Consider the following 18,678-nt stretch of genomic DNA (forward strand, 5'->3'; position numbering starts at 1 on the left):
CCTCAGCGGACGAGCCGCACCGGCTGGCCCGGCCTCAGCTGTGCGCAGGCGTCCAGGTCGGCGTCGGCGACGTACGCGATGACCGGGTAGCCGCCGGTGACGGGATGGTCGGCCAGGAAGATGACCGGCGTGCCGGACGGCGGGATCTGGATGGCGCCGCGGGCCATGCCTTCGCTCGCCAGCTCGCCGTCCCGGGCGCGTTCCAGCGGCTCGCCGTCGAGGCGTACTCCGACGCGATTGCTGTTGCTGCTGACCTGGTAGGTCTGCGAAAGCAGCGACTCCCAGGCGCCGTCGGTGAACCAGTCTCGTCGCGGGCCCGCAGTCACGCGGAGCGCCACCGTCCCACCGGCCGGATGTGCGACTGGAGCCAGGTCGACCCCGGGCATCGGTTCGACGTCGCGACCGACCGGGAGCGTCTGACCGGCCGTCAGCGGCGCGGGTCCAAGGCCGGACAGCAGGTCGGTCGACCGAGAGCCGAGGACCAGCGGTACGTCGATGCCGCCCCGGACCGCCAGATACGTCCGCAGACCCGTAGTAGGCGGACCGAGGCGGAGCACTTGGCCCGCGCGCAACGTCGCGGGAGCATTCAGAGGTACGCCGGTGCAGGGCGCGCCGGTCATGGCGACGACCAGGTCCACATCGGCGTGGATCACCAGTCCGCCGAAGGTGACCTCGAGCGCCGCCGCGCCGGGGCGATTGCCGACCAGCCGGTTCGCGAGCTCGTACGCAGACCGGTCGCAGGCACCCGACGCCGGTACGCCGAGTGCCGCCTGACCCGCCCGCCCGCGGTCCTGGATTGTTGCCAACGGCCCCGGTTCGAGAACGGTCAGGCTGCTCATCCACGACCCGCGTCGACGAACCGGACCCTCCGGCCCGGGTGGAACAGAGCGGCCGGATCACGCTCCTGGTCGAAGATCTTCGTCGTAGTGCGACCGATCAACTGCCAGCCGCCGGGGGATTCGCGCGGGTAGACGCCGCTGAACTCCCCGGCCAGCGCGACCGCCCCGGTGGGGACCTTCGTCCGGGGTGACGACCGGCGCGGAACGTCCCAGTTGCCGGTGGAGGTCAGGTAGCCGAACCCCGGGGCGAAACCGCAGAAGGCGACGGTCCACTCGTCGGCGGTGTGCCGCGCGATCACGTCGTCGTCGGAACAGCCGAGGATCTCGGCGACGTCGCCCAGATCGGCGCCGTCGTAGATGACGGGGATGTCGATCAGATCGCCGGCCGTCCGGCTGTCCCGGGTCGGAGTCACGTCATGCAGCGTGCGCGTCAAGGTGGCGAGGTCGCCGGTCGTGGTGACCAGCACGGTACGGGCGGCCGGGACGATGTCGACGACATCCGCCGGGGCGTCGGCCGTCAGCGCGGCGTAGTACCCCAGCACCTCGTCGAGATCGTCCAGCTCGACCAGCAGCGCCCGGTCGCCCGCCGGGAGGATTCGCATCAGCCGGTGAACGGGCGCAAGGTGACGCCCGCTCCCTCCAATGCGCCACGGACCCGCCGAGCGATGTCGACGGCGCCAGGGGTGTCACCGTGCACGCAGATAGAAGTCGGGTCGACCACCAGCGAGCCACCCGAGCTGTCTCGGATGGGCTGCCCGGTCGCCATCGCCGTACACCGGGCTGCGATCTCGTCGGCGTCATGCAGCACTGACCCAGCCTCGCGTCGCGACACCAGCGTCCCCTCGGGCGTGTACGCCCGGTCGGCGAAGGCCTCGTGCACAGCCGTCAGCCCGGCCTCCTCCGCGAGCCGCAGCCACACCGAGCCGGGAAGACCGAGCACAGGCAGGGTCTTGTCGTACTCCGCGACCGCGGTGACCACCGCGGCCGCCTGCTCCGCGTGGTGGCCGATCGTGTTGTACAGCGCGCCGTGCGGCTTCACGTACCGCACCTTGTCGCCCGCGATCCGGGCGAACGCGTCCAGCGCACCGATCTGGTACACGACCTCGTCGCGCAACGCGGCCGGCTCGATGTCGAGGAAGCGCCGTCCGAAGCCGGGCTTGTCGGCGTACCCGACGTGGGCGCCGATCGCGACGCCGCGCTCGACCGCCCCGGCCGTCACCCGGCGCATGATCGACGGATCGCCGGCGTGGAACCCGCAGGCCACGTTCGCGCTGGTGACAACGTCGAGCAGGGCCGCGTCGTCGCCCATCGACCAGGAACCGAATCCTTCACCCATGTCCGCGTTGAGGTCCATGCGGCCACCTCCCTCGACCGAGCCTAGAGATTGTTCAACAATCCTGCAAGAGGCTTGTTCTACTTTTCCTGACCGCCGCGGTGCGGGATGATGCGGAGATGAGTACGGGTGGGGCCGAGACCGAACGGCAGGCGTGGCTGCGAACTGTCGCCGCCGACGTCGCGCGACTGGACCGGAGCAGTTCCGCGGAGCGGGCCGCCGACATCCTTCGTCGCAGTATCACCGAAGGCGCGTTGCCGCCCGGCGCCCAACTCTCCGAGATCGAGCTGACCGAGGTCCTGGAGGTCAGCCGGAACACCCTGCGCGAGGCCTTCCGGCTGCTGACCCACGAGGGACTGCTCGTCTACAAGCTGCACCGCGGAGTCTTCGTCCCCGAGCTGGACGAGCACGACGTCATCGACCTCTACCGACTCCGCCGGGTCCTGGAGGTGGACGTCGTCCGCGGACTCGCCGACCGCGACCCGGAGCTGCCGGCCAGCCGGCTCGAGCCGCTGCAGGACGACGTCGAGGCCGCCGAGGCCGCCGCCCGCGCGGACCGCTGGCCGGTCGTCGGTACGGCGAACATGCGCTTCCACGAGCACCTGATCGGGCTGGCCGACAGCTCCCGGATGGACGCGATGACCGGCCGGCTGCTCGCGGAGTTGCGGCTCCTTTTCCACGTGATCGCGACCCCCCGCGAGCTGCACGAGCCGTACATCGAGCGGAACCGCAGGCTGTTCGAGCTGCTCGAGGCCCGCAAGTACGACGAGGCCGCCGCCGACCTGCACGAGTACCTGCTGCACTCCGAGCAGGCCATCCTCGCCGCCTTCCGATCCCGCTAGCCGATAAGGGCTTGCGCCGCCCGGTAAGTACCTGAGTTGATGAGCTGACAACGTCAGCTGCAAAGGGGAGCTCGCTCATGTCCGATGACGCCCGGACCGAAGAAACGCCGAAGTCGTACCGCCCCATCGACGCCAAGGGGTTCCGGGAGTTCATCTCACGTGGCTGGGGGCCGGTGGACCGCTCGGTTTCGGTGCCGGAAGGGCTCGCCGAGGCGGCTGCCGAGCACCGCCGCAAGCTCGCCGCGGCGCTGCCGGGTCGGCGGATCGCGCTCGCGGCCGGCCGGGCGCCGGTCCGGTCGAACGACACCGACTACCAGTTCCGCGCCGACAGCGACTTCGTCTGGCTGACCGGTTGCCAGGCCGAGGGCGCCGTACTGGTGATCTCCGGCGACGGCGACGCGACGTTGTACCTGCGCGAGACGGCCGGCCCGGACGAGGCGGACTTCTTCGCGAACGCGCGTGACGGCGAGCTGTGGATCGGCCCGGTGCCGGGCCTGAAGGACTGGTCGGACGCGCTGCAGATCGCCTGTCGCCCGCTCGAGGAGCTGCCTGCGGCGGTGCGCGGCGCGGTCCCGTTCATGCTCTCGGTGCCCGGCGTCGAGCCGATGCTGGACGCGCTGGTACGGACGTCGCCCACCGACGGCAACGCGTTGCGGCAGACGCTCGCGGAGCTGCGCCGGATCAAGGACGACTGGGAGCTCGACCAGCTGCGGGAGGCGGTCGCGGCCAGCGTGCTCGCGTTCGGCGACGTGGCGAGCGAGCTGCCGGAGGCGATCCGCGGCGGTGGCGAGCGCTGGCTGCAGGGCACCTTCGACCGGCGCGCGCGGACCGCCGGCAACGGCGTCGGGTATGCGTCGATCGTTGCTGCCGGCAACCACGCGCCGGTGCTGCACTGGGTCCGCAACGACGGCCCGGTGAACGAGGGCGACGTGATCCTGCTGGACGCGGGCGTCGAGACGCGCACGCTCTACACCGCCGACGTGACCCGGACGTTCCCGGCGACCGGCGAGTACACCGCTGCGCAGCGGCAGGTCCACGACCTCGTCCACAAGGCCCAGCTCGCATCGCTCGAGGCGGTCAAGGTCGGAGCGCCGTACCGCGCCTTCCAGTACGAGGCGCTGCGGGTGCTGGCCGAAGGGCTGCGGGACTGGGGTCTGCTCGAGGCGTCGATCGACGAACTGCTCGGCCCGGACGGCCAGCAGCACCGCCGCTACATCGTCTGCGGGACCGGCCACTACATCGGCCTCGACGTCCACGACTGCGACGCGTCCCGTCCGGAGGCGTACTTCGCCGGCACCATCGAGGCCGGTATGGCGCTCGCGGTCGAGCCGGGGCTGTACTTCCACCCGAACGACGAGACCGTGCCCCCGGAGCTGCGCGGCATCGGTATCCGGATCGAGGACAACGTCGTCGTCCACGCCGACCGGCTGGAGATCCTCACCGAGGACCTGCCGATCACCACCGACGGCCTGGAGCAGTGGACCAGGTCACACCTGAAGTAATCAAGCGATCGCTCAAAATTAACCGTCACAACCGGTAACACTCGCCCGCCCAGCACGATGTACAGAGCGGGGGAGGGTCGAACTCGGCCGGGCGCGTGGCTAGTGGGGGGCCGCGTCCCACGCGCCAGGCCGAGGCGGCCCCGACTGGGGCCAGGGGGGACCCAGCATCCCTGGGTACGGGGAGTAGTCATCATGAACCTACGGGTGCGAGTAGTGCACTACGGCAGCCGGCACTGGTACGCCGACATCGACGACGCCGACGATCCGCAGCCCGACGATCCGTTCTGGTTCGTCGACAACTGCCGGACCCAGGCGCAGGCACTGGAGACCGCTTGCGGCGAGCTTCGGTTGATGACGGGCCGGCTGGTCCGCGGGGACCAGCTCGACCGCGTCCTCGAAGTCACCGGCGTACCGGTCTGAGTTTCAGCCGGCCGGCGGTACGGCGGCGCAGCTGCTGCCGCGCCTCCGTACCTCACGCGCGATCAGGTAGTCGTCGATCGCGCCCTGCATGCACGGGCTCGAGGTGTAGCTCCCGTGTCCCCAGCCCTCGTAGGTGAGCAGCACTCCGGACCGGCCGAGCTGACGCTGCACGCTCTGCGCCATCCGGTACGGCGTAGCCGGGTCGTGGATCGCGTTGGCGAGCAGCACCGGCGTCTTGAGCCCGTGGACGTCCAGCACGTGCTGCGGGTTGTTCGCCTTCGGTGCGCCGAGACAGATCGACACCGCCATCAGCTGACCCGGGTAGCGCATGTCCCGGTTGTCGCGGGCCAGCCGCTGCAGGTGTGCGGCGTACTCGCGGTAGTCCTTGACCGGGAGGTTCCAGTCCTGACAGAAGACCGCCAGTGGGTACTGCGCGAGTCCGCTGGGCACGGCGGACGCTGACGGGGTCTCGAGGTCCTTCAGCGTCTGAGCCAGCACCCTCCACTGTGGGTCGTAGAGCAGTCTGAACACCTTGAAGCTCAGCTTGAACGGATCACTCGACCGGGCCAGCAGTCCGGTCCACAGCGCATGGATGTCCTGCCCGTGCAGTACGCAGTCCGCCGACGAGTCGCACCACTTCACGAACTCGTCGAACGAGTCCTGTGCTGCGGCCGCCTGGACGTCGAGGAACGACTTCGTCGTCGGCGAGCCGTGGTCGATCACGCTCTCCACCACCATCGCCCGGACCCGGTTCGGGTACGTCTCGGCGTACTGCGCTCCGAGCAGCGTCCCGTACGAGCTGCCGTGGAACGAGATCGTGGACTCACCCAGCGCGCGGCGTACCGCGTCGAGGTCGCGGACCGTCTGCCAAGTGTCGATGTGGTCGTACAGCGGACCGGTGTGCTCGCGGCAGTCCGTCGCCAGCTGCCGGTTGTAGCTGATCGTCGCGGTGAACCCGGCCTTGCTGGTGATGATCGGCGACGGCTGCTTCGCGAGCAGCGCTGCCGAGCACTGCACCGGATTGCTCCGGGCCACGCCCCGCGGGTCGAAGCTGACGATGTCGAAACGGTCCTGCAGATCCGCGCTGAACCGGCTCATCCCCGTCTTGATCCGGTCGACGCCGGAGTCACCGGGCCCGCCCGGCCCGAACACGAGCACGCCGACCCGCCGGCCCTTCGCAGTACGCCGGGCGATGGCGAGGTCGAAAGTCGGTCCACTCGGCTTCCGCCAGTCGACAGGCAGCCGCAGCGTGGCGCATTGCGAGCCCTTCACCAGCGCGGGATCGTCGTCCCCCTCCGGTTGGCAATCGGCCCAGCGCACGCGGCTGGGAACAGCGGAGGCGTTGGTCGTCAGCCCGGCGGCCGCGACACCGAGTACTACAGCGCCGGTCAGGGCGCGTCGGATGAACTTCATGCGAACGATCCTTGGGCAATCGCTTGCTGCCCGGCATCAGGGACGAGCCCCGCCTGACCCCGGTCGCGGTCTGGGGGCTTGCTGGGGTACCGTCCACAGCAGCAGTCAATTCAACAGCCGCATGAACCCGTGCGGGAGAGTCCCGGGCCGAGTAGACACTGAACCGGGCGCCGTAGGAGCAACTCTCCCCAAGAATCTCTCAGGCACCTTCACCGCACGGGCGAGGCACCTCTGGAAGACCTCCCGTCTGACAGAGCGGGGAGGACACCAACGGTCAACGGCGACCGGAAGGAACCTCCACACGATGGCGATCAGCGTCTTCGACCTGTTCAGTATCGGGATCGGCCCGTCGAGCTCCCACACCGTGGGACCGATGCGCGCCGCCCGCACATTCGCGCTCGGCCTCGCCGACGACGGCCTGCTGGCCGCGACGACGACCGTCCACGCCGAGCTGTTCGGTTCGCTCGGTGCGACCGGGCACGGCCACGGCAGCAACAAGGCCGTCCTGCTCGGCCTCGAGGGCGCCGACCCCGAGACCGTCGCCACGCACTCGGTCGACGCCCGGGTCGAGACGATCCGCGAGCGCGGCCGGCTCGTGCTGGCCGGTGAGCACGAGATCGCGTTCGACGAGAACGCCGATCTGGTCATGCACCGCCGCCGGACCCTCCCGTACCACCCGAACGGGATGATCTTCGTCGCCCGCGACGCGGCCGGCGCAGTACTGCGGGAGCGCACCTACTACTCGGTCGGCGGCGGATTCGTCGTCGACGAGAACGCCGCGGCCGGCGATCGGATCGTGCCGGACACGACTCCGCTCAAGTACCCGTTCACCACCGGCGCGGAGCTGCTCGACCGGTGCCGCGAGTCGCAGCTGTCGATCAGCGAGGTGATGCTCGCCAACGAGCTGGCCTGGCGGACCGAGGAGGAGATCCGCGACGGCCTGCTGCGGATCTGGCAGGTCATGCAGGACTGCGTCCGCGAGGGCTGCGAGACCGAGGGCATCCTGCCCGGCGGGCTGAAGGTGCCGCGCCGGGCGCATGCCCTGCACAAGAAGCTCAGCCAGGACCCGTGGTCGGTCGATCCGCTCAAGGTGATGGACTGGGTCAACCTGTTCGCGCTCGCGGTCAACGAGCAGAACGCGTCCGGCGGCCGGATCGTCACCGCGCCGACGAACGGTGCCGCGGGCATCATTCCCGCCGTACTGCACTACTACCGGCGCTTCGTGCCCGGGGCGAGCGAGGCCGGTGCGGTCCGGTTCCTGCTGACCGCCGGCGCGATCGGCGTGCTCTACAAGGAGAACGCGTCGATCTCCGGCGCCGAGGTCGGCTGCCAGGGCGAGGTCGGATCCGCCTGCTCGATGGCCGCCGCCGGCCTGTGCGAGGTCCTCGGCGGTACGCCGCAGCAGGTCGAGAACGCCGCCGAGATCGCGATGGAGCACAACCTCGGCCTGACCTGCGACCCGGTCGGCGGCCTGGTGCAGATCCCGTGCATCGAGCGGAACGCGATGGCGTCGGTGAAGGCGATCAACGCGGCCCGGATGGCGATGCACGGCGACGGCGTCCACGTGGTGACACTCGACAAGGTCATCAAGACCATGCGGGAGACCGGCGCCGACATGAAGATCAAGTACAAGGAGACGTCCCGCGGCGGCCTCGCCGTCAACGTCATCGAGTGCTAGTTACCAGGGGACCGTCCCGTGCAGGCTCAGGTACTGCGCGGTCGGGCCGGTCTGGTCGATCTGCGCGAGCCGGACGATGATCTCCGCACCCTCCTCGATGGTCTGGTAGCCCCTGTAGCCGTTGAACTCGGTCGCCGTGTAGCCCGGGTCGACGGTGTTGATCCGCAGGTTCGGCAGCTGCCGCGCGTACTGCACCGTCAGCATGTTGAGCGCTGCCTTCGAGGCGCCGTACGCCGGGGCAGGCACCCAGACGGGCACCGTGCTCACGACGTCCGGATCCGCCGCGGTGGCGATCGAGCCGAGGCCGCTGGAGACGTTCACGATCACCGGGTTGTCGCTGCGCTCCAGCAACGGCAGGAAGCGGTGGATCATCCGCACCGGGCCGTACACGTTCAGCTCGAAGACCTCCCGGAAGATGTCGGCGGTGAGGTGCTTGACCTCGTTGAGCGGTCCGGGGATGCCGGCGTTGTTGATCAGTACGTCGAGTGACTCCAGCTGCGACGCGGCCGCGTCGACGGACTCGTCGCTCGTGACGTCCAGCTGCAGGTACTGCGCTCCGAGGTCCGCGGCCGCCTGCTTGCCGCGCTCGGGGTCGCGGGCGCCGAGGTAGACAGTGTGTCCCGCCTTGATCAGCTGCTTGGCGGTTTCGTACCCGAGGCCTCTGTTGGCCCCGGTGATGAGTGTCGTGGTCATGCCTTCACCCTCCTGCCGCCGGCACCGCCCAGGTAGTACCCGCGATGTCCTAGGGAATGGCAGTACCAGGCTGTCGGAGCGCCGGCGCGGAATACTGGGGGCATGGCAGAACTCGGTAGGACGCTGCACGCCTGGCGCGACCGGGTGACCCCGGAGCAGGTCGGACTGCCGGCCGGCGGGACCCGGCGCGCGCCGGGTCTACGGCGCGAGGAGCTGGCCCAGCTCGCCGGGTTGTCGGTCGACTACATCGTCCGGCTCGAGCAGGGCCGGTCGGATTCACCGTCCGTGCAGGTGCTGACCGCGCTGGCCCGGGCGCTCCGGCTGTCCGATGCCGAGCGCAACCATCTGTTCGCGCTCGCGGGCGAGGTCGAGCCGTCGCCGGGCCGGATCTCGACGTACATCCCGCCCGGCGTGCAGCGGATCGTGGACCAGCTCGACGGCGCACCGCTGTGCGTGTGCGACGCCGCCTGGACGGTCATCAGCTGGAACCCGCTGTTCGCCGCGATGATCGGCGATCCGTCCGAGTGGCGCGGTCGCGGCCGCAACATCATCTACAAGCAGTTCATGACGCCGGGCGACCGCGTCGTCCAGACCCCGGAGCAGCAGCGGGACTTCCGGATCGCGATGGTGACCGATCTGCGGGCGTCACTGGCGCGCTACCCGCACGACGCCGACCTCCGCGGGCTGATCGACGAGCTCCGTGCCGGGCACGAGGACTTCGCGCGGCTGTGGGACCAGCCTGTCGTCGGCTTCCACCGATCCGAGCAGAAGATCATCAGGCATCCCGAGGTCGGCACGTTCACGATCGACTGCGACGTACTCGCGGTGCCGGGCAGCGACCTGCGCATGGTCGTGTACACCGCGGCGCCGAATACGGAGGCGGCCGAAAAGCTCCGGCTGCTGTCGGTCATCGGCCTGCAGGCACTGACCTGAGCAATCAGCTAACGCCTTGCATTCCTACGGTTGCGTAGCCGATCCGGAATTACTGGAATGTGAAGTTCTTTCGTGGAATTTCTTCCAAGGGCTGTTTCAATCGACTCTTCGAACGATAATCTCCCGGTCTTGTGAGCCCCATCTCTGCCTCGGCGTCCCGCCGTCCGCCCTGGCAGAATCCTCGGCGCCGTCGTCAGGCCGCCGCCGGCGCCGGTGTGCTGCTGTTCGGCTGCCTCGTGCTCGGTCTGCTCTCGTTCTGGAGCCGCGGCCCGCAGCCCACCAGCCCGGTCGCGGGGATCGAGCCCGGCCGGCCGACGCAGAATCTGCCGGCGATCCCGCGCACCGCGTCGCCGTCCGCCGGGACGACGCCCACCGCCGTACCGACCTCGTTGCCGACAGCAACCAGGCCGGGTGAGGTCCTGCTACCGACCGGCATCACGACCACGGGCTACCCCGCGATCACCGCCGGTACGCCGACCCCGCAGATCGTGGAGACGACCGGGCCGACCACGGTGGTGACCGAGCGGCCGCCGACCGTGCCGCCGACGGCGCCGACCACGGTGCCGAGCGGCCGTCCGACCGGCGTACCCAGCGAGCGACCGACGACGTCCACCCCGACCGAGCCGCCGCCGACCAGCAGCACCCCGACCAGCCCGCCCACCACTCCCGACGACCCGGATCACCCGGGCGGCGGCGGCCTCGGCGATCTCCTCGGCGGCCTCCTGGACAAGCTGGGCCTTTAGGAACATGTACGTGTGTTAGGGTTGGTACATGTCGATGAAGCGCACCAATGTCTACGCCGATCCCGAGGATCTGGCGTTGATCAAGGATGCCTCTCGCCGGCGCGGGATTCCCGAGGCCGAGATCATCCGAGAGGGCATCCATCTGGCCGCGATGGCGAATCGGGTCTGGGACGAGCCGCTCGACTGGCCTACCTTCGAGGGCGATGGTGAGCCGGTGACGAAGGACGAGATTCGCGGCGTGGTCGCGCGCCGGACCGACCTGTGATCCTGGTCGCCGACACCTCCGGCATCATCGCGGCCTTCGATCGCAACGCCCCTGAAGGGCCTGTGTGCAGGCAGCTTCTGCAGGACGCCGGAACGGTCGTCCTGTCGCCTCTTGTTCTCGCCGAGGTGGATCATCTCTCCCGTGCGCGGCTGGGAGCGGCGGCGCGCTCGACGATCCTTGAACTGTTGACGGCCCAGGTACGGCGGATGCGGTTCCAGGTGCCGGACATCGGCGCCGAAACGCTGACGACCGGTCTCGGTGTGATGAGCCGGTATGCCGATCTGGATCTCGATCTTGCCGACGCAGTCAGCGTTGCGCTGGCTGCTGACTACCGAACCGATGCGATTCTGACTCTCGATCGCCGCGACTTCCGGGCATTGCGTCCGTTGACCCCGCACAAGGCTTTCAGGTTGTTCCCGGACGACCTCTGAAGCCCGATCAGTACGCCTCGACCTCGGTGGTGTCGGCGTTGCCGCCTGGTCTGGGTTGGAGGTTCACCTGCCAGCCCTGGTTGCGGCCGAAGGTCTGGTCGAACTTCTTGAACGCGCAGTCGGCGCGGAACTTGCGGTTGTCGGTGTCCCAGTCGGTGCCGCTCTTGAAGTACAGGTGGTAGGCGCCGCCGATCCCCTTCACCGTGGTGGTCTTGGTCGCCTGGACGTAGATCATGACCTGCGGGCGGCTCGGCGGCTGGCCGTCGGTGACGATCGAGACCGCGACGTCCTTCGCCGTACCGTTGGTGATCTTGAGCTGGCCGGTTCCGTCCGGACCCCGCCGTACCAGGACGTCCCCGCTGTCCGGACGCACCTCCTCCGGCGCGCGACCGGGGTTGGGCAGCGTCGTGCCGAAGGTCAGCTTGAGCTGTTGCAGCAGTGTGAGCGCGGAGCTGAGATTCGTGCGCAGCTGGCGCTGGACGTTCTGCGAGGTGTACGCGACGCCACCGCACCGGGCGTCGTCCTCGGTCTCGTCAGCCAGGCCGGTCAGTTGGGTGGCGGCGACGCCGATCCGCACCTGCAGTAAGGAGTGTGCTGCGTCGAGTCGCGAGGTCACCTTGATCGCGGCCAGCCGGATCGAGACCGTGTTGAGTGCTTCTGCCAGCGTATTCATGGCGTCACTCAATCCCTCGGCGGTGCGAACACGCGTCAGCCGCGAGGCCGGCCCGGCCAGCACTTTGTCGATCCGGGTCAGTTCGGCCTGGTACGCCGCTGTACCCAGCGGTCCGGCCGACGGCACCGATGACGACGGTGCAGGCACAGCAGAACTCGATGCCGGTTGCGGAGCGGTCGGCGACTCGTTCGCCTTTCCGCCGCAGCCCGACAGCAGACACACCCCCACACACAGCGCAGCCCAGCGCCTCATCCCCAACCCCCCAGGTTGCCCCTCACCCCTGAAGCAGCAAGGGTACCTGTCAGTCCCTAGCAGCGGGACGAACGAACGGGAACGCTAGCGTGCTTCGAATGTTCTGGCCGGTCAGCATCATCATCACGCGGTCGACCCCGATGCCCAGGCCGCCGGTCGGCGGCATCGCGTACTCGAGTGCTGACAGGAAGTCCTCGTCCAGCGACATCGCCTCGGGGTCGCCGGCGGCGGCCTTCAGCGACTGCTCGGTCAGGCGGCGGCGCTGCTCGACCGGGTCGACCAGCTCGGAGTACGCCGTACCGATCTCGGCGCCGAAGGCAACCAGGTCCCAGCGCTCGGCCAGCCGCGGATCGGAACGGTGGTTGCGAGTCAGCGGCGACGTCTCCAGCGGGAAGTCGGTGTAGAACGTCGGGAACGTGGTGTTCGGCTCGACGAGTTCGTCGTACAGCTCCAGCACCAGCTCGCCCGCCGACATCTCGAACGTCGTGTGTACGCCGTGCTCCGCACAGAGCTCCCGCAGCCGCTCGACCGGGGTGTTCGGATCGAGGTCCACGCCGGCGGCCCGGCCGACCGCCTCGTGGACGGTGATGACGGGCCATTCGCCGGAGATGTCGATCTCGCCGTCGGCACGGCGTACCACCGGCTTGCCGAAGACCGCGGTCGCGGCCTCGATCAGCAGCTCGCGGGTCAGCTCGCGCATCACGTGGTAGTCGGCGTACGGCTGGTAGGCCTCGACCGAGGTGAACTCCGGGTTGTGGGTCGCGTCCGCACCCTCGTTGCGGAAGTTCCGGTTCAGCTCGAAGATCTTGCCCATTCCGCCGACGCTGAGCCGCTTCAGGAACAGCTCCGGCGCGATCCGGAGGAACAGTTCGGTGTCGTAGGCGTTGATGTGCGTGGCGAACGGCCGTGCGTTGGCGCCGCCGTGCACCGCCTGCAGCATCGGCGTCTCGACCTCGATGAACCCGCGGGTCTCGAAGCCGTTGCGCATCGCCCGTACGGCGGCACTGCGTTGCTGCATCATCCGCAGCGAGTCCGGGTTCATCACCAGGTCGATGTGCCGCTGCCGCACCCGCGCCTCGGGGTCGGTGAACCCCTTCCGCTTGTCCGGCAACGGATGCAGGCACTTCGCCGCCATCACCCATGACGTCGCCGCGATCGAGAGCTCACCGCGCCGGCTCGTCACCACCTCGCCGGTCACGCTGACGTGATCGCCGATGTCGACAAGTCGCCGCCATTGCTCGAGCGGTACGTCGCCGCACGCCTCGGCCGTGAACATCACCTGCAGCTGCGTCAACCCGTCCTGCAGTTGCGCGAACGCGAGCCCGCCGTGGTTCCGCATCCGCATCACCCGGCCGGTCACCGAGACCTGGTGGTCGGTGTGATGGTCCGGCGGCAGGTTCGGATACAGCTCCCGCACACGCTCGAGTGTCTCGGTCCGCGGCACGCTCACCGGGTACGGATCGATGCCCGCGGCAACCAGCTCGGTGAGCTTCGTCCGCCGGATCTGCTCCTGCTCGGTCAGCTTGCGCTCGGGCAGCGCCGGCCGCAGCAGCTCGTTCTCCTGCTCGCGTACGGCGGTGGCGAAAGCGCGCCCGTCCGCCGCCATGATCGCGTGCCGCTCGGCCGTCTCGACGGTGTCGACGCGGGTCCACGGCCGCGGCGCCGGCAGGAAGCCTTCCGCCGTACCGGCCGCCAGCACGACCTGGGCCAGCGACGCACCGCGCGAGTAGCACATCAGCCGCGGTGACCAGCGCGGCAGATACTTCTCGTTCGACTGGTACAGGCTCTCCAGCTGCCAGAAGCGCGAGGCTCCGGTGAGCAGCGCGTTCGTCAGGCGCAGCACCGGACCGGCGCCGACCCGCTCCGCGTCGCTGAAGATCTCCCGGAACATCGCGAAGTTCAGCGAGATCCGGTGGACGCCGAGATCGCCGGACGCCTCGATCAGCGAGGTGACCATGAACTCCATCAACCCGTTCGCGGACTCCGGGTCGCGCCGCATCAGGTCCAGCGACACACCCCGCACGCCCCACGGCACGAACGACAACAGCCCGCGGACGACGCCGTCCGCGTCCCGCGCGATCACCATCACGCACCGCGCATCGGCCGGATCGCCGAGCCGCCCGAGCGCCATCGAGAACCCGCGCTCGGTCCGCGCGCCCCGCCACCGCTCGGCGAGGTGGACGTACTGCGCCAACGTCTGCGGCGACAGGTCCCCGTGCCGCACCACCTCCGCGTGGTACCCGGCCCGCTGGACGCGCGTCACCGCCTGCCGCACCGGACGCATCGTCCGGCCCTCGAGGGTGAAGTCCGCGACGTCGATGATTGCCTCGTCACCCATCGACAACGCGCGCAGACCCGCGTCGACGTACGCCTGGGCTGCTTCCTCACTCGCGGACAGGACGGCGGGGGACCAGCCGTAGCGCCGGGCCTCCTCGAGCCAGCGCTGGATCGCGGCCGGCCAGGCGAGCGGATCGCCCAGCGGATCACCACTCGCGAGACTGACGCCGTTGACGACCCGGTACGCGATCGCGGCGTCGTTGTCCGGCGAGAAGACGATCGCCTTGTCGCGGCGGGTGGCGAAGTACCCGAGCGAGTCCCGCTCGCCGTGCAGCAGCAGGAGCCGTCGTACTTCGAGCTCCTCGGCCTGGGTGAGGTACCGGACGCGCTGGACCGAGCGGAGGAAGATCCAGAACGCGATCACCAGCGAGGCCGCCGAGATCGCGCCGACCGACAGGCCGATCCAGCCGTGTCCTTCGTGGCCGCCGAGCTTGCTCCGGGACTGGCCCAGGGCGGCGATGATCGCCCAGCCGATCTTCTGCCGCTGACCGCTCAGCGTCCGCGGGAAGATCTGCGTGAGCGTGATGCTGACCGCGATCGAGATCAGCATGCCGAAGACCAGCGCGCCGACCGCGAGCCGGCGCGTACCGGGGGCGAGGCGGGCCGGGAACGCGCCGCGGATCTTCCACAACAGCACGATGATCGCGGCGACTACGACCCACTGGACGATGGCCCACTCGAGGTCCTGCACCGTGGTGCGGTCGAGGTCGGACAGCCACTCGGCGCCGCCCGGACTGCTCAGCCGGACGGAGCTGAACGCGATGTAGGCGGTCAGGCCGAGCAACCAGAGCGCTTCGAAGACCCAGAGCACCCAGAGCAGCGCGGCTCGCTTACCGCGCAGCAAGGCGCTGCCGACCACCGCGAGGTAGACGGCGGAGAAGAACGTGTGGCCGGCCGGGATGCCGACGAAGTCGAACGCCATGTCCACGTGCTTGACGAGGATCGGCGCTCCGATGTGCAGCGGAATCGCGAGAAAGGACCACACCGAGGCAAGCACGACGACGCGGCCCACCCAGACCGCGGCCCGGTGCTGCCACACCGGTATCACTACTGCTTGTTCCGACCGCACCAGCCGATCATCCCATTAGTTCGATGAGACTTCGGTCGACCTAGCACTACCTCGACCGTACCCCTGACGCCACAGCCAATACTTTGGTTGACATGCCACGCTGACGAGCATGGACGCCGTCCCCTATCGTCTGGTCCGCAACCTGTTGCTGGCCGCCGCCGTTCTCTACTGCAGCTTGCTGCTCGAGGCGGCGGCCGGGTTCCCGCTGGACGTCCACACGTCGTTCCTCAGTGAGCTCGGCGCACGGGACCAGTCGACCAGCTTGTATGCGCGGGCGATGGATCTGTCCAGCAGCGTGCTGACGTTGCTCGCGGTCCTGCTCGCCCGTCGGAGTCGCGAACTGGCGGGGCTGCTGGTCAGTACTGCGGTGTTCGCGTTCGGGACGATGTTCGACTCGTTCTCACCGATGGACTGCGCGCCGTCGGCGAGTGCTGCGTGCCGTGCGAGCGAGGTGAACGGACAGGCCGGTGCCGCGTTGGTGCTGCACGAGGCGACGTCGACCATCGCCGGCGTCGGCACGATCGCCATGGCCGTCTTTGCGCTTATCGCACTGCGGCGCCGGCGTCGGGGCTGGGGCGGTTGGCCGGGCAAGCTGCTCGCCGTACTCGCCGGTGGAGTCCTGGTGACGCAGGTGTGGCTCGGGTCGGTCGTCGCCTATGAGACTTTGAGCGGCCAGGAGGTGGCCGCACCGGGCATCCTGCAACGGGCTTCTACCCTGCTGTTCTGCTTAATGTTGGGGACTTTGCTACCAGGTCTGAGGCAAGCTTTCTCTCGATGACCGTGATCTGGATCGTGGTGCCCGGCCTGGCCGAGACTCCGGAGGAGTTCGCCCGGGTCGTCGAGCTGTTGCCGGACGAGGACGTCCGGGTGATCGATCCGTGGCTCACGCCGATCACGTCCGAGGTGGACGCGTTGCGGGCGGCTGCCGACGTACCGCCGGACGCGGAGATCGGACTGATCGGGCACTCGATCGGAGGACTCGCCGTACTGCGCTGGGCGCTGACCCGGCCGCTCGAGGTGACCCGGCTGGTGCTGGTCGACACCAGTCTGACCTCGGAGACGGGCTGGCGTGCGTTCTACCCGGGCACGCGTGGTGACCGGGCGGTGCGGGCGCTGGCGCGGTTCCTCGGGCGGATCGGCCTACCCAGCGTCATCGGGACCGGACTGCGCCGGCTGAGCGTCCGCGTCGGTAGCACGTCGAACCACGACCTGTTGTCGAAGACAACGGCAAGGAGCAGGTACGGCGCGGACTCGTCGTGGCTGCTGTTCTGGGACGAGCTGGCGGGTAGCTGGGAGCTGGCGGCCGAAGTGCAGAAGCTGGTTGCCGGACCGGTCGGCGCAGTGGCTCCGACCACGCTGCTCGTCGCCACCGGCGGCAGCTCCCGCTTCACCGCCGGCCGCTGGCTGGCAGGCCAACGTCGCCTGGCCGACAAGCTCGGCGGGACGGTCGAGGTGCTCGCGGACTCCGCCCACCTGGTCCACCTCGATCGCCCGGACGCGATCGCCGCCGCCGTACCGCGGTAAACCCCTTCCACTCCGCGGACCGGATGCTCTACGCTCCTTGCACTGAAACAGTCGTGGCAGTCATGATCTGTAGCGGATGTGCACAATGAGTGATCAGATGCAGGTGAGTCGAAGTCTGCGGTGGCGGTGGTTCCTCGACGACGTCCGGGAACACTGGCGCCTGATCGAGCGGCTGTACGCCAGCCGCATGTACACGTGGGGCAGGCGATGATCGTCATCACCTGCTCGGTGTGTGACCGGCGCACGCTCCTGCCGCTCACCATGGTGCACGGACTGGAGCGACGGATCGACCTGGCGGGGCACGTGTTGTACGAGCTCACCTACACCTGCTGGTGTGGTGCGCCCGGTGCGAAGGTAGTGAAGGGGCCCTAGGTAGTGCTGGTCATGGCAGGGGTGGGGAGCTTGCGCTGCCACACTTCGTCCAGGGCCATGCGCATCGCGCCGGTGACCACAGCGTCCTCGGCCAGAGCGGACAGCTCGAGCTTCGGGTGGTTGAGCGTCAGTAGGCGCAGCTGGTCGGAGATGGCATCCAGCAGTACGGCGCCGGCGCGGGCGACACCGCCCCCGATGACTACGGCGGTCGGGTCCAGCACCAGGATGGACGGGGCCAGTGCACGCGCGAACGACCGCGCCACCTGCTGTACGACTGCCTGCGCGACCGGGTCACGATCCGCCGCAGCGGCGAACACGTCCGCGGTGTCGAGCTGGTCACCGCCCAGCTCGGCCAGACGGGACTCCGGGTGGTCCAGTGCGGCCTGACGCCCGAGTGCTGCGATCGCCTCCGAGCCGACCGCCCGCTCGAGCGGTCCGCGGCTGTCCTCGGGGTTGATCACGTCATCCGGACCTGTGGCGATGAAGCCGATCTCTCCGGCCGCTCCGGTGCCTCGGTGCAGTCGGCCGTCGATGACGATGCCGGCGCCGAGCCGCTCGCCCCACTGGACCGCGAGGAGCGTGCCGGTGCCACCTCGCGCGGCGGCGATCGCCAGCGCGGCCAGGTTGGCGTCGTTGTCCAGCATGACCGGGCAGTCGAGCAGACCGCGGACATGCTTGATCAGGTCGATCGCCGACCAGCCCGGCACGCTGGGAACCAGCTGGACCCGGCCGGTGTGCTCGTCGACGATGCCGGGGCTCGCGGCGACCGCGGCGGCCACGTCCTCGGCCGGCACCTCGGCCTCCGCGAGCGCCTCGGTGATCACCTCGCCGATGACGCCGAGCAGCTCCTGCGCGGTCCAGCCCGGTCCGGAGCGCCGTACCAGCGACAGCTTGCGGCCGGCCAGGTCGGAGACGCCGACGGTCACGCGGTGCGGGCCGACGTCGAGGCCGAGCACCGGCGCGGCGCGGCCGCGGAGCGACACGCGGATCGCCGGGCGACCGAGTGACCGGTCCGCGGAATCGGGGCCGTGCTGCTGCAGCCAACCGGCGTCCAGCAGCTCGTCGACGGCCTGTGCGACCGTCGGTCTGGCCAGGCCGGTGCGCTCGACCAGTTCAGCGACGCGCAACGGTGCCGGCGCGGATCGTCGGACCGCATCCAGGACCGAGGCGACATTGATCCGCCGCAGCATCGTCGTACCGCCGCCGCCGACCGTTCCCTTGCTCATGTCCGACCCCTTGCCTGCCACTCGCACAGTATAGATAGCGAGCGTTCGTAAATACCGTCCACTGGCCGCGTCGGTTGGCGGATACCGATGCGTGAGTCGACAACTATCACCCAACGGGTGCCAGATGTTCCAG

General features: G+C 69.3%; 20 protein-coding genes and 1 riboswitch. Of the genes, 12 read left to right on the forward strand and 8 right to left on the reverse strand.

Annotated features, from left to right (window positions below; all coding sequences use genetic code 11):
* Positions 1-2: 2 nt before the first annotated feature.
* From ABT313_RS44505 to ABT313_RS44515, 3 genes are read right to left on the reverse strand one after another with little or no spacing between them, the layout of a single operon-like run.
* A complete protein-coding gene (locus ABT313_RS44505) occupies positions 3-839 on the reverse strand; it encodes a 5-oxoprolinase subunit C family protein (protein ID WP_350867128.1) in 837 nt (278 codons plus the stop codon).
* On the reverse strand, positions 836-1,441 hold the full coding sequence (locus ABT313_RS44510; protein ID WP_350867130.1) for a 5-oxoprolinase subunit B family protein: 606 nt from the start codon (positions 1,439-1,441) through the stop codon (positions 836-838). Before ABT313_RS44510 ends, ABT313_RS44505 begins: the two co-directional genes overlap by 4 nt.
* Complete coding sequence (locus tag ABT313_RS44515; protein WP_350867132.1) at positions 1,441-2,193, reverse strand: LamB/YcsF family protein; 753 nt, start codon at positions 2,191-2,193, stop codon at positions 1,441-1,443. The genes ABT313_RS44510 and ABT313_RS44515 overlap by 1 nt, the downstream gene beginning before the upstream one ends.
* Positions 2,194-2,291: 98 nt before the next feature.
* Between ABT313_RS44515 and ABT313_RS44520 the strand changes: the two genes are divergently transcribed.
* The 3 genes from ABT313_RS44520 to ABT313_RS44530 all read left to right on the forward strand — a co-directional run bounded on the left by ABT313_RS44520 (position 2,292) and on the right by ABT313_RS44530 (position 4,936).
* The gene (locus tag ABT313_RS44520) at positions 2,292-3,014 is read left to right on the forward strand and encodes a GntR family transcriptional regulator (RefSeq protein ID WP_350867134.1); all 723 of its coding nucleotides are present in this window, start codon (positions 2,292-2,294) and stop codon (positions 3,012-3,014) included.
* Between the two features lie 77 nt (positions 3,015-3,091).
* A complete protein-coding gene (locus tag ABT313_RS44525; RefSeq protein ID WP_350867136.1) occupies positions 3,092-4,516 on the forward strand; it encodes an aminopeptidase P family protein in 1,425 nt (474 codons plus the stop codon).
* 192 nt (positions 4,517-4,708) lie between these two features.
* Complete coding sequence (locus ABT313_RS44530) at positions 4,709-4,936, forward strand: hypothetical protein (protein WP_350867138.1); 228 nt, start codon at positions 4,709-4,711, stop codon at positions 4,934-4,936.
* Between the two features lie 3 nt (positions 4,937-4,939).
* On the opposite strand, the gene ABT313_RS44535 is transcribed toward ABT313_RS44530, so the two are convergent.
* Positions 4,940-6,349 carry an alpha/beta fold hydrolase gene (locus ABT313_RS44535; RefSeq protein WP_350867141.1) on the reverse strand — a complete coding sequence of 470 codons (1,410 nt, stop codon included), beginning with the start codon at positions 6,347-6,349 and terminating at the stop codon, positions 4,940-4,942.
* Between the two features lie 122 nt (positions 6,350-6,471).
* Positions 6,472-6,574: riboswitch (glycine riboswitch) on the forward strand.
* A 79-nt stretch (positions 6,575-6,653) separates the two neighbouring features.
* Here ABT313_RS44535 and ABT313_RS44540 point away from each other — a divergent pair.
* Positions 6,654-8,027 (forward strand): L-serine ammonia-lyase, encoded by a 1,374-nt coding sequence (locus tag ABT313_RS44540; protein WP_350867144.1) that lies wholly within the window; start codon positions 6,654-6,656, stop codon positions 8,025-8,027.
* Here ABT313_RS44540 and ABT313_RS44545 read toward each other — a convergent pair whose 3' ends face one another.
* Positions 8,028-8,720: an SDR family oxidoreductase gene (locus ABT313_RS44545; protein WP_350867147.1), complete on the reverse strand. Its 693-nt coding sequence runs from the start codon at positions 8,718-8,720 to the stop codon at positions 8,028-8,030.
* A gap of 102 nt (positions 8,721-8,822) precedes the next feature.
* Here ABT313_RS44545 and ABT313_RS44550 point away from each other — a divergent pair, with 102 nt between their 5' ends.
* The 4 genes from ABT313_RS44550 (at position 8,823) to ABT313_RS44565 (ending at position 11,092) form a co-directional block, all read left to right on the forward strand.
* Complete coding sequence (locus ABT313_RS44550) at positions 8,823-9,653, forward strand: helix-turn-helix transcriptional regulator (protein WP_350867150.1); 831 nt, start codon at positions 8,823-8,825, stop codon at positions 9,651-9,653.
* A 131-nt stretch (positions 9,654-9,784) separates the two neighbouring features.
* Positions 9,785-10,396, forward strand: coding sequence for a hypothetical protein (locus tag ABT313_RS44555; RefSeq protein ID WP_350867152.1), 612 nt, complete (start codon positions 9,785-9,787; stop codon positions 10,394-10,396).
* A 28-nt stretch (positions 10,397-10,424) separates the two neighbouring features.
* Positions 10,425-10,661, forward strand: coding sequence for a ribbon-helix-helix domain-containing protein (locus tag ABT313_RS44560; protein WP_350867155.1), 237 nt, complete (start codon positions 10,425-10,427; stop codon positions 10,659-10,661).
* Positions 10,658-11,092, forward strand: coding sequence for a PIN domain-containing protein (locus ABT313_RS44565; protein ID WP_350867158.1), 435 nt, complete (start codon positions 10,658-10,660; stop codon positions 11,090-11,092). Before ABT313_RS44560 ends, ABT313_RS44565 begins: the two co-directional genes overlap by 4 nt.
* A gap of 7 nt (positions 11,093-11,099) precedes the next feature.
* Here the strand turns inward: ABT313_RS44565 and ABT313_RS44570 are convergent, their stop codons facing one another.
* Both ABT313_RS44570 and lysX read right to left on the reverse strand, forming a co-directional pair.
* Positions 11,100-11,765, reverse strand: coding sequence for a hypothetical protein (locus ABT313_RS44570; RefSeq protein WP_350867161.1), 666 nt, complete (start codon positions 11,763-11,765; stop codon positions 11,100-11,102).
* Positions 11,766-12,066: 301 nt separating this feature from the next.
* Positions 12,067-15,423 (reverse strand): bifunctional lysylphosphatidylglycerol synthetase/lysine--tRNA ligase LysX, encoded by a 3,357-nt coding sequence (lysX, locus tag ABT313_RS44575; RefSeq protein ID WP_350867164.1) that lies wholly within the window; start codon positions 15,421-15,423, stop codon positions 12,067-12,069.
* A gap of 109 nt (positions 15,424-15,532) precedes the next feature.
* Between lysX and ABT313_RS44580 the strand changes: the two genes are divergently transcribed.
* The 4 genes from ABT313_RS44580 (at position 15,533) to ABT313_RS44595 (ending at position 17,319) form a co-directional block, all read left to right on the forward strand.
* The gene (locus tag ABT313_RS44580) at positions 15,533-16,201 is read left to right on the forward strand and encodes a DUF998 domain-containing protein (protein WP_350867167.1); all 669 of its coding nucleotides are present in this window, start codon (positions 15,533-15,535) and stop codon (positions 16,199-16,201) included.
* Positions 16,198-16,947, forward strand: coding sequence for an alpha/beta fold hydrolase (locus ABT313_RS44585; RefSeq protein ID WP_350867170.1), 750 nt, complete (start codon positions 16,198-16,200; stop codon positions 16,945-16,947). Before ABT313_RS44580 ends, ABT313_RS44585 begins: the two co-directional genes overlap by 4 nt.
* Before the next feature lie 85 nt (positions 16,948-17,032).
* Positions 17,033-17,158 carry a hypothetical protein gene (locus tag ABT313_RS44590; protein WP_350867173.1) on the forward strand — a complete coding sequence of 42 codons (126 nt, stop codon included), beginning with the start codon at positions 17,033-17,035 and terminating at the stop codon, positions 17,156-17,158.
* Complete coding sequence (locus ABT313_RS44595) at positions 17,155-17,319, forward strand: hypothetical protein (protein WP_350867176.1); 165 nt, start codon at positions 17,155-17,157, stop codon at positions 17,317-17,319. Before ABT313_RS44590 ends, ABT313_RS44595 begins: the two co-directional genes overlap by 4 nt.
* Here ABT313_RS44595 and ABT313_RS44600 read toward each other — a convergent pair.
* Positions 17,316-18,545 carry an ROK family transcriptional regulator gene (locus ABT313_RS44600; RefSeq protein ID WP_233714893.1) on the reverse strand — a complete coding sequence of 410 codons (1,230 nt, stop codon included), beginning with the start codon at positions 18,543-18,545 and terminating at the stop codon, positions 17,316-17,318. The genes ABT313_RS44595 and ABT313_RS44600 overlap by 4 nt on opposite strands.
* Positions 18,546-18,678: the final 133 nt, after the last annotated feature.

The sequence above is a fragment of the Kribbella sp. NPDC000426 genome (genome assembly GCF_040300265.1).
In the GTDB taxonomy this organism is placed as follows: domain Bacteria; phylum Actinomycetota; class Actinomycetes; order Propionibacteriales; family Kribbellaceae; genus Kribbella.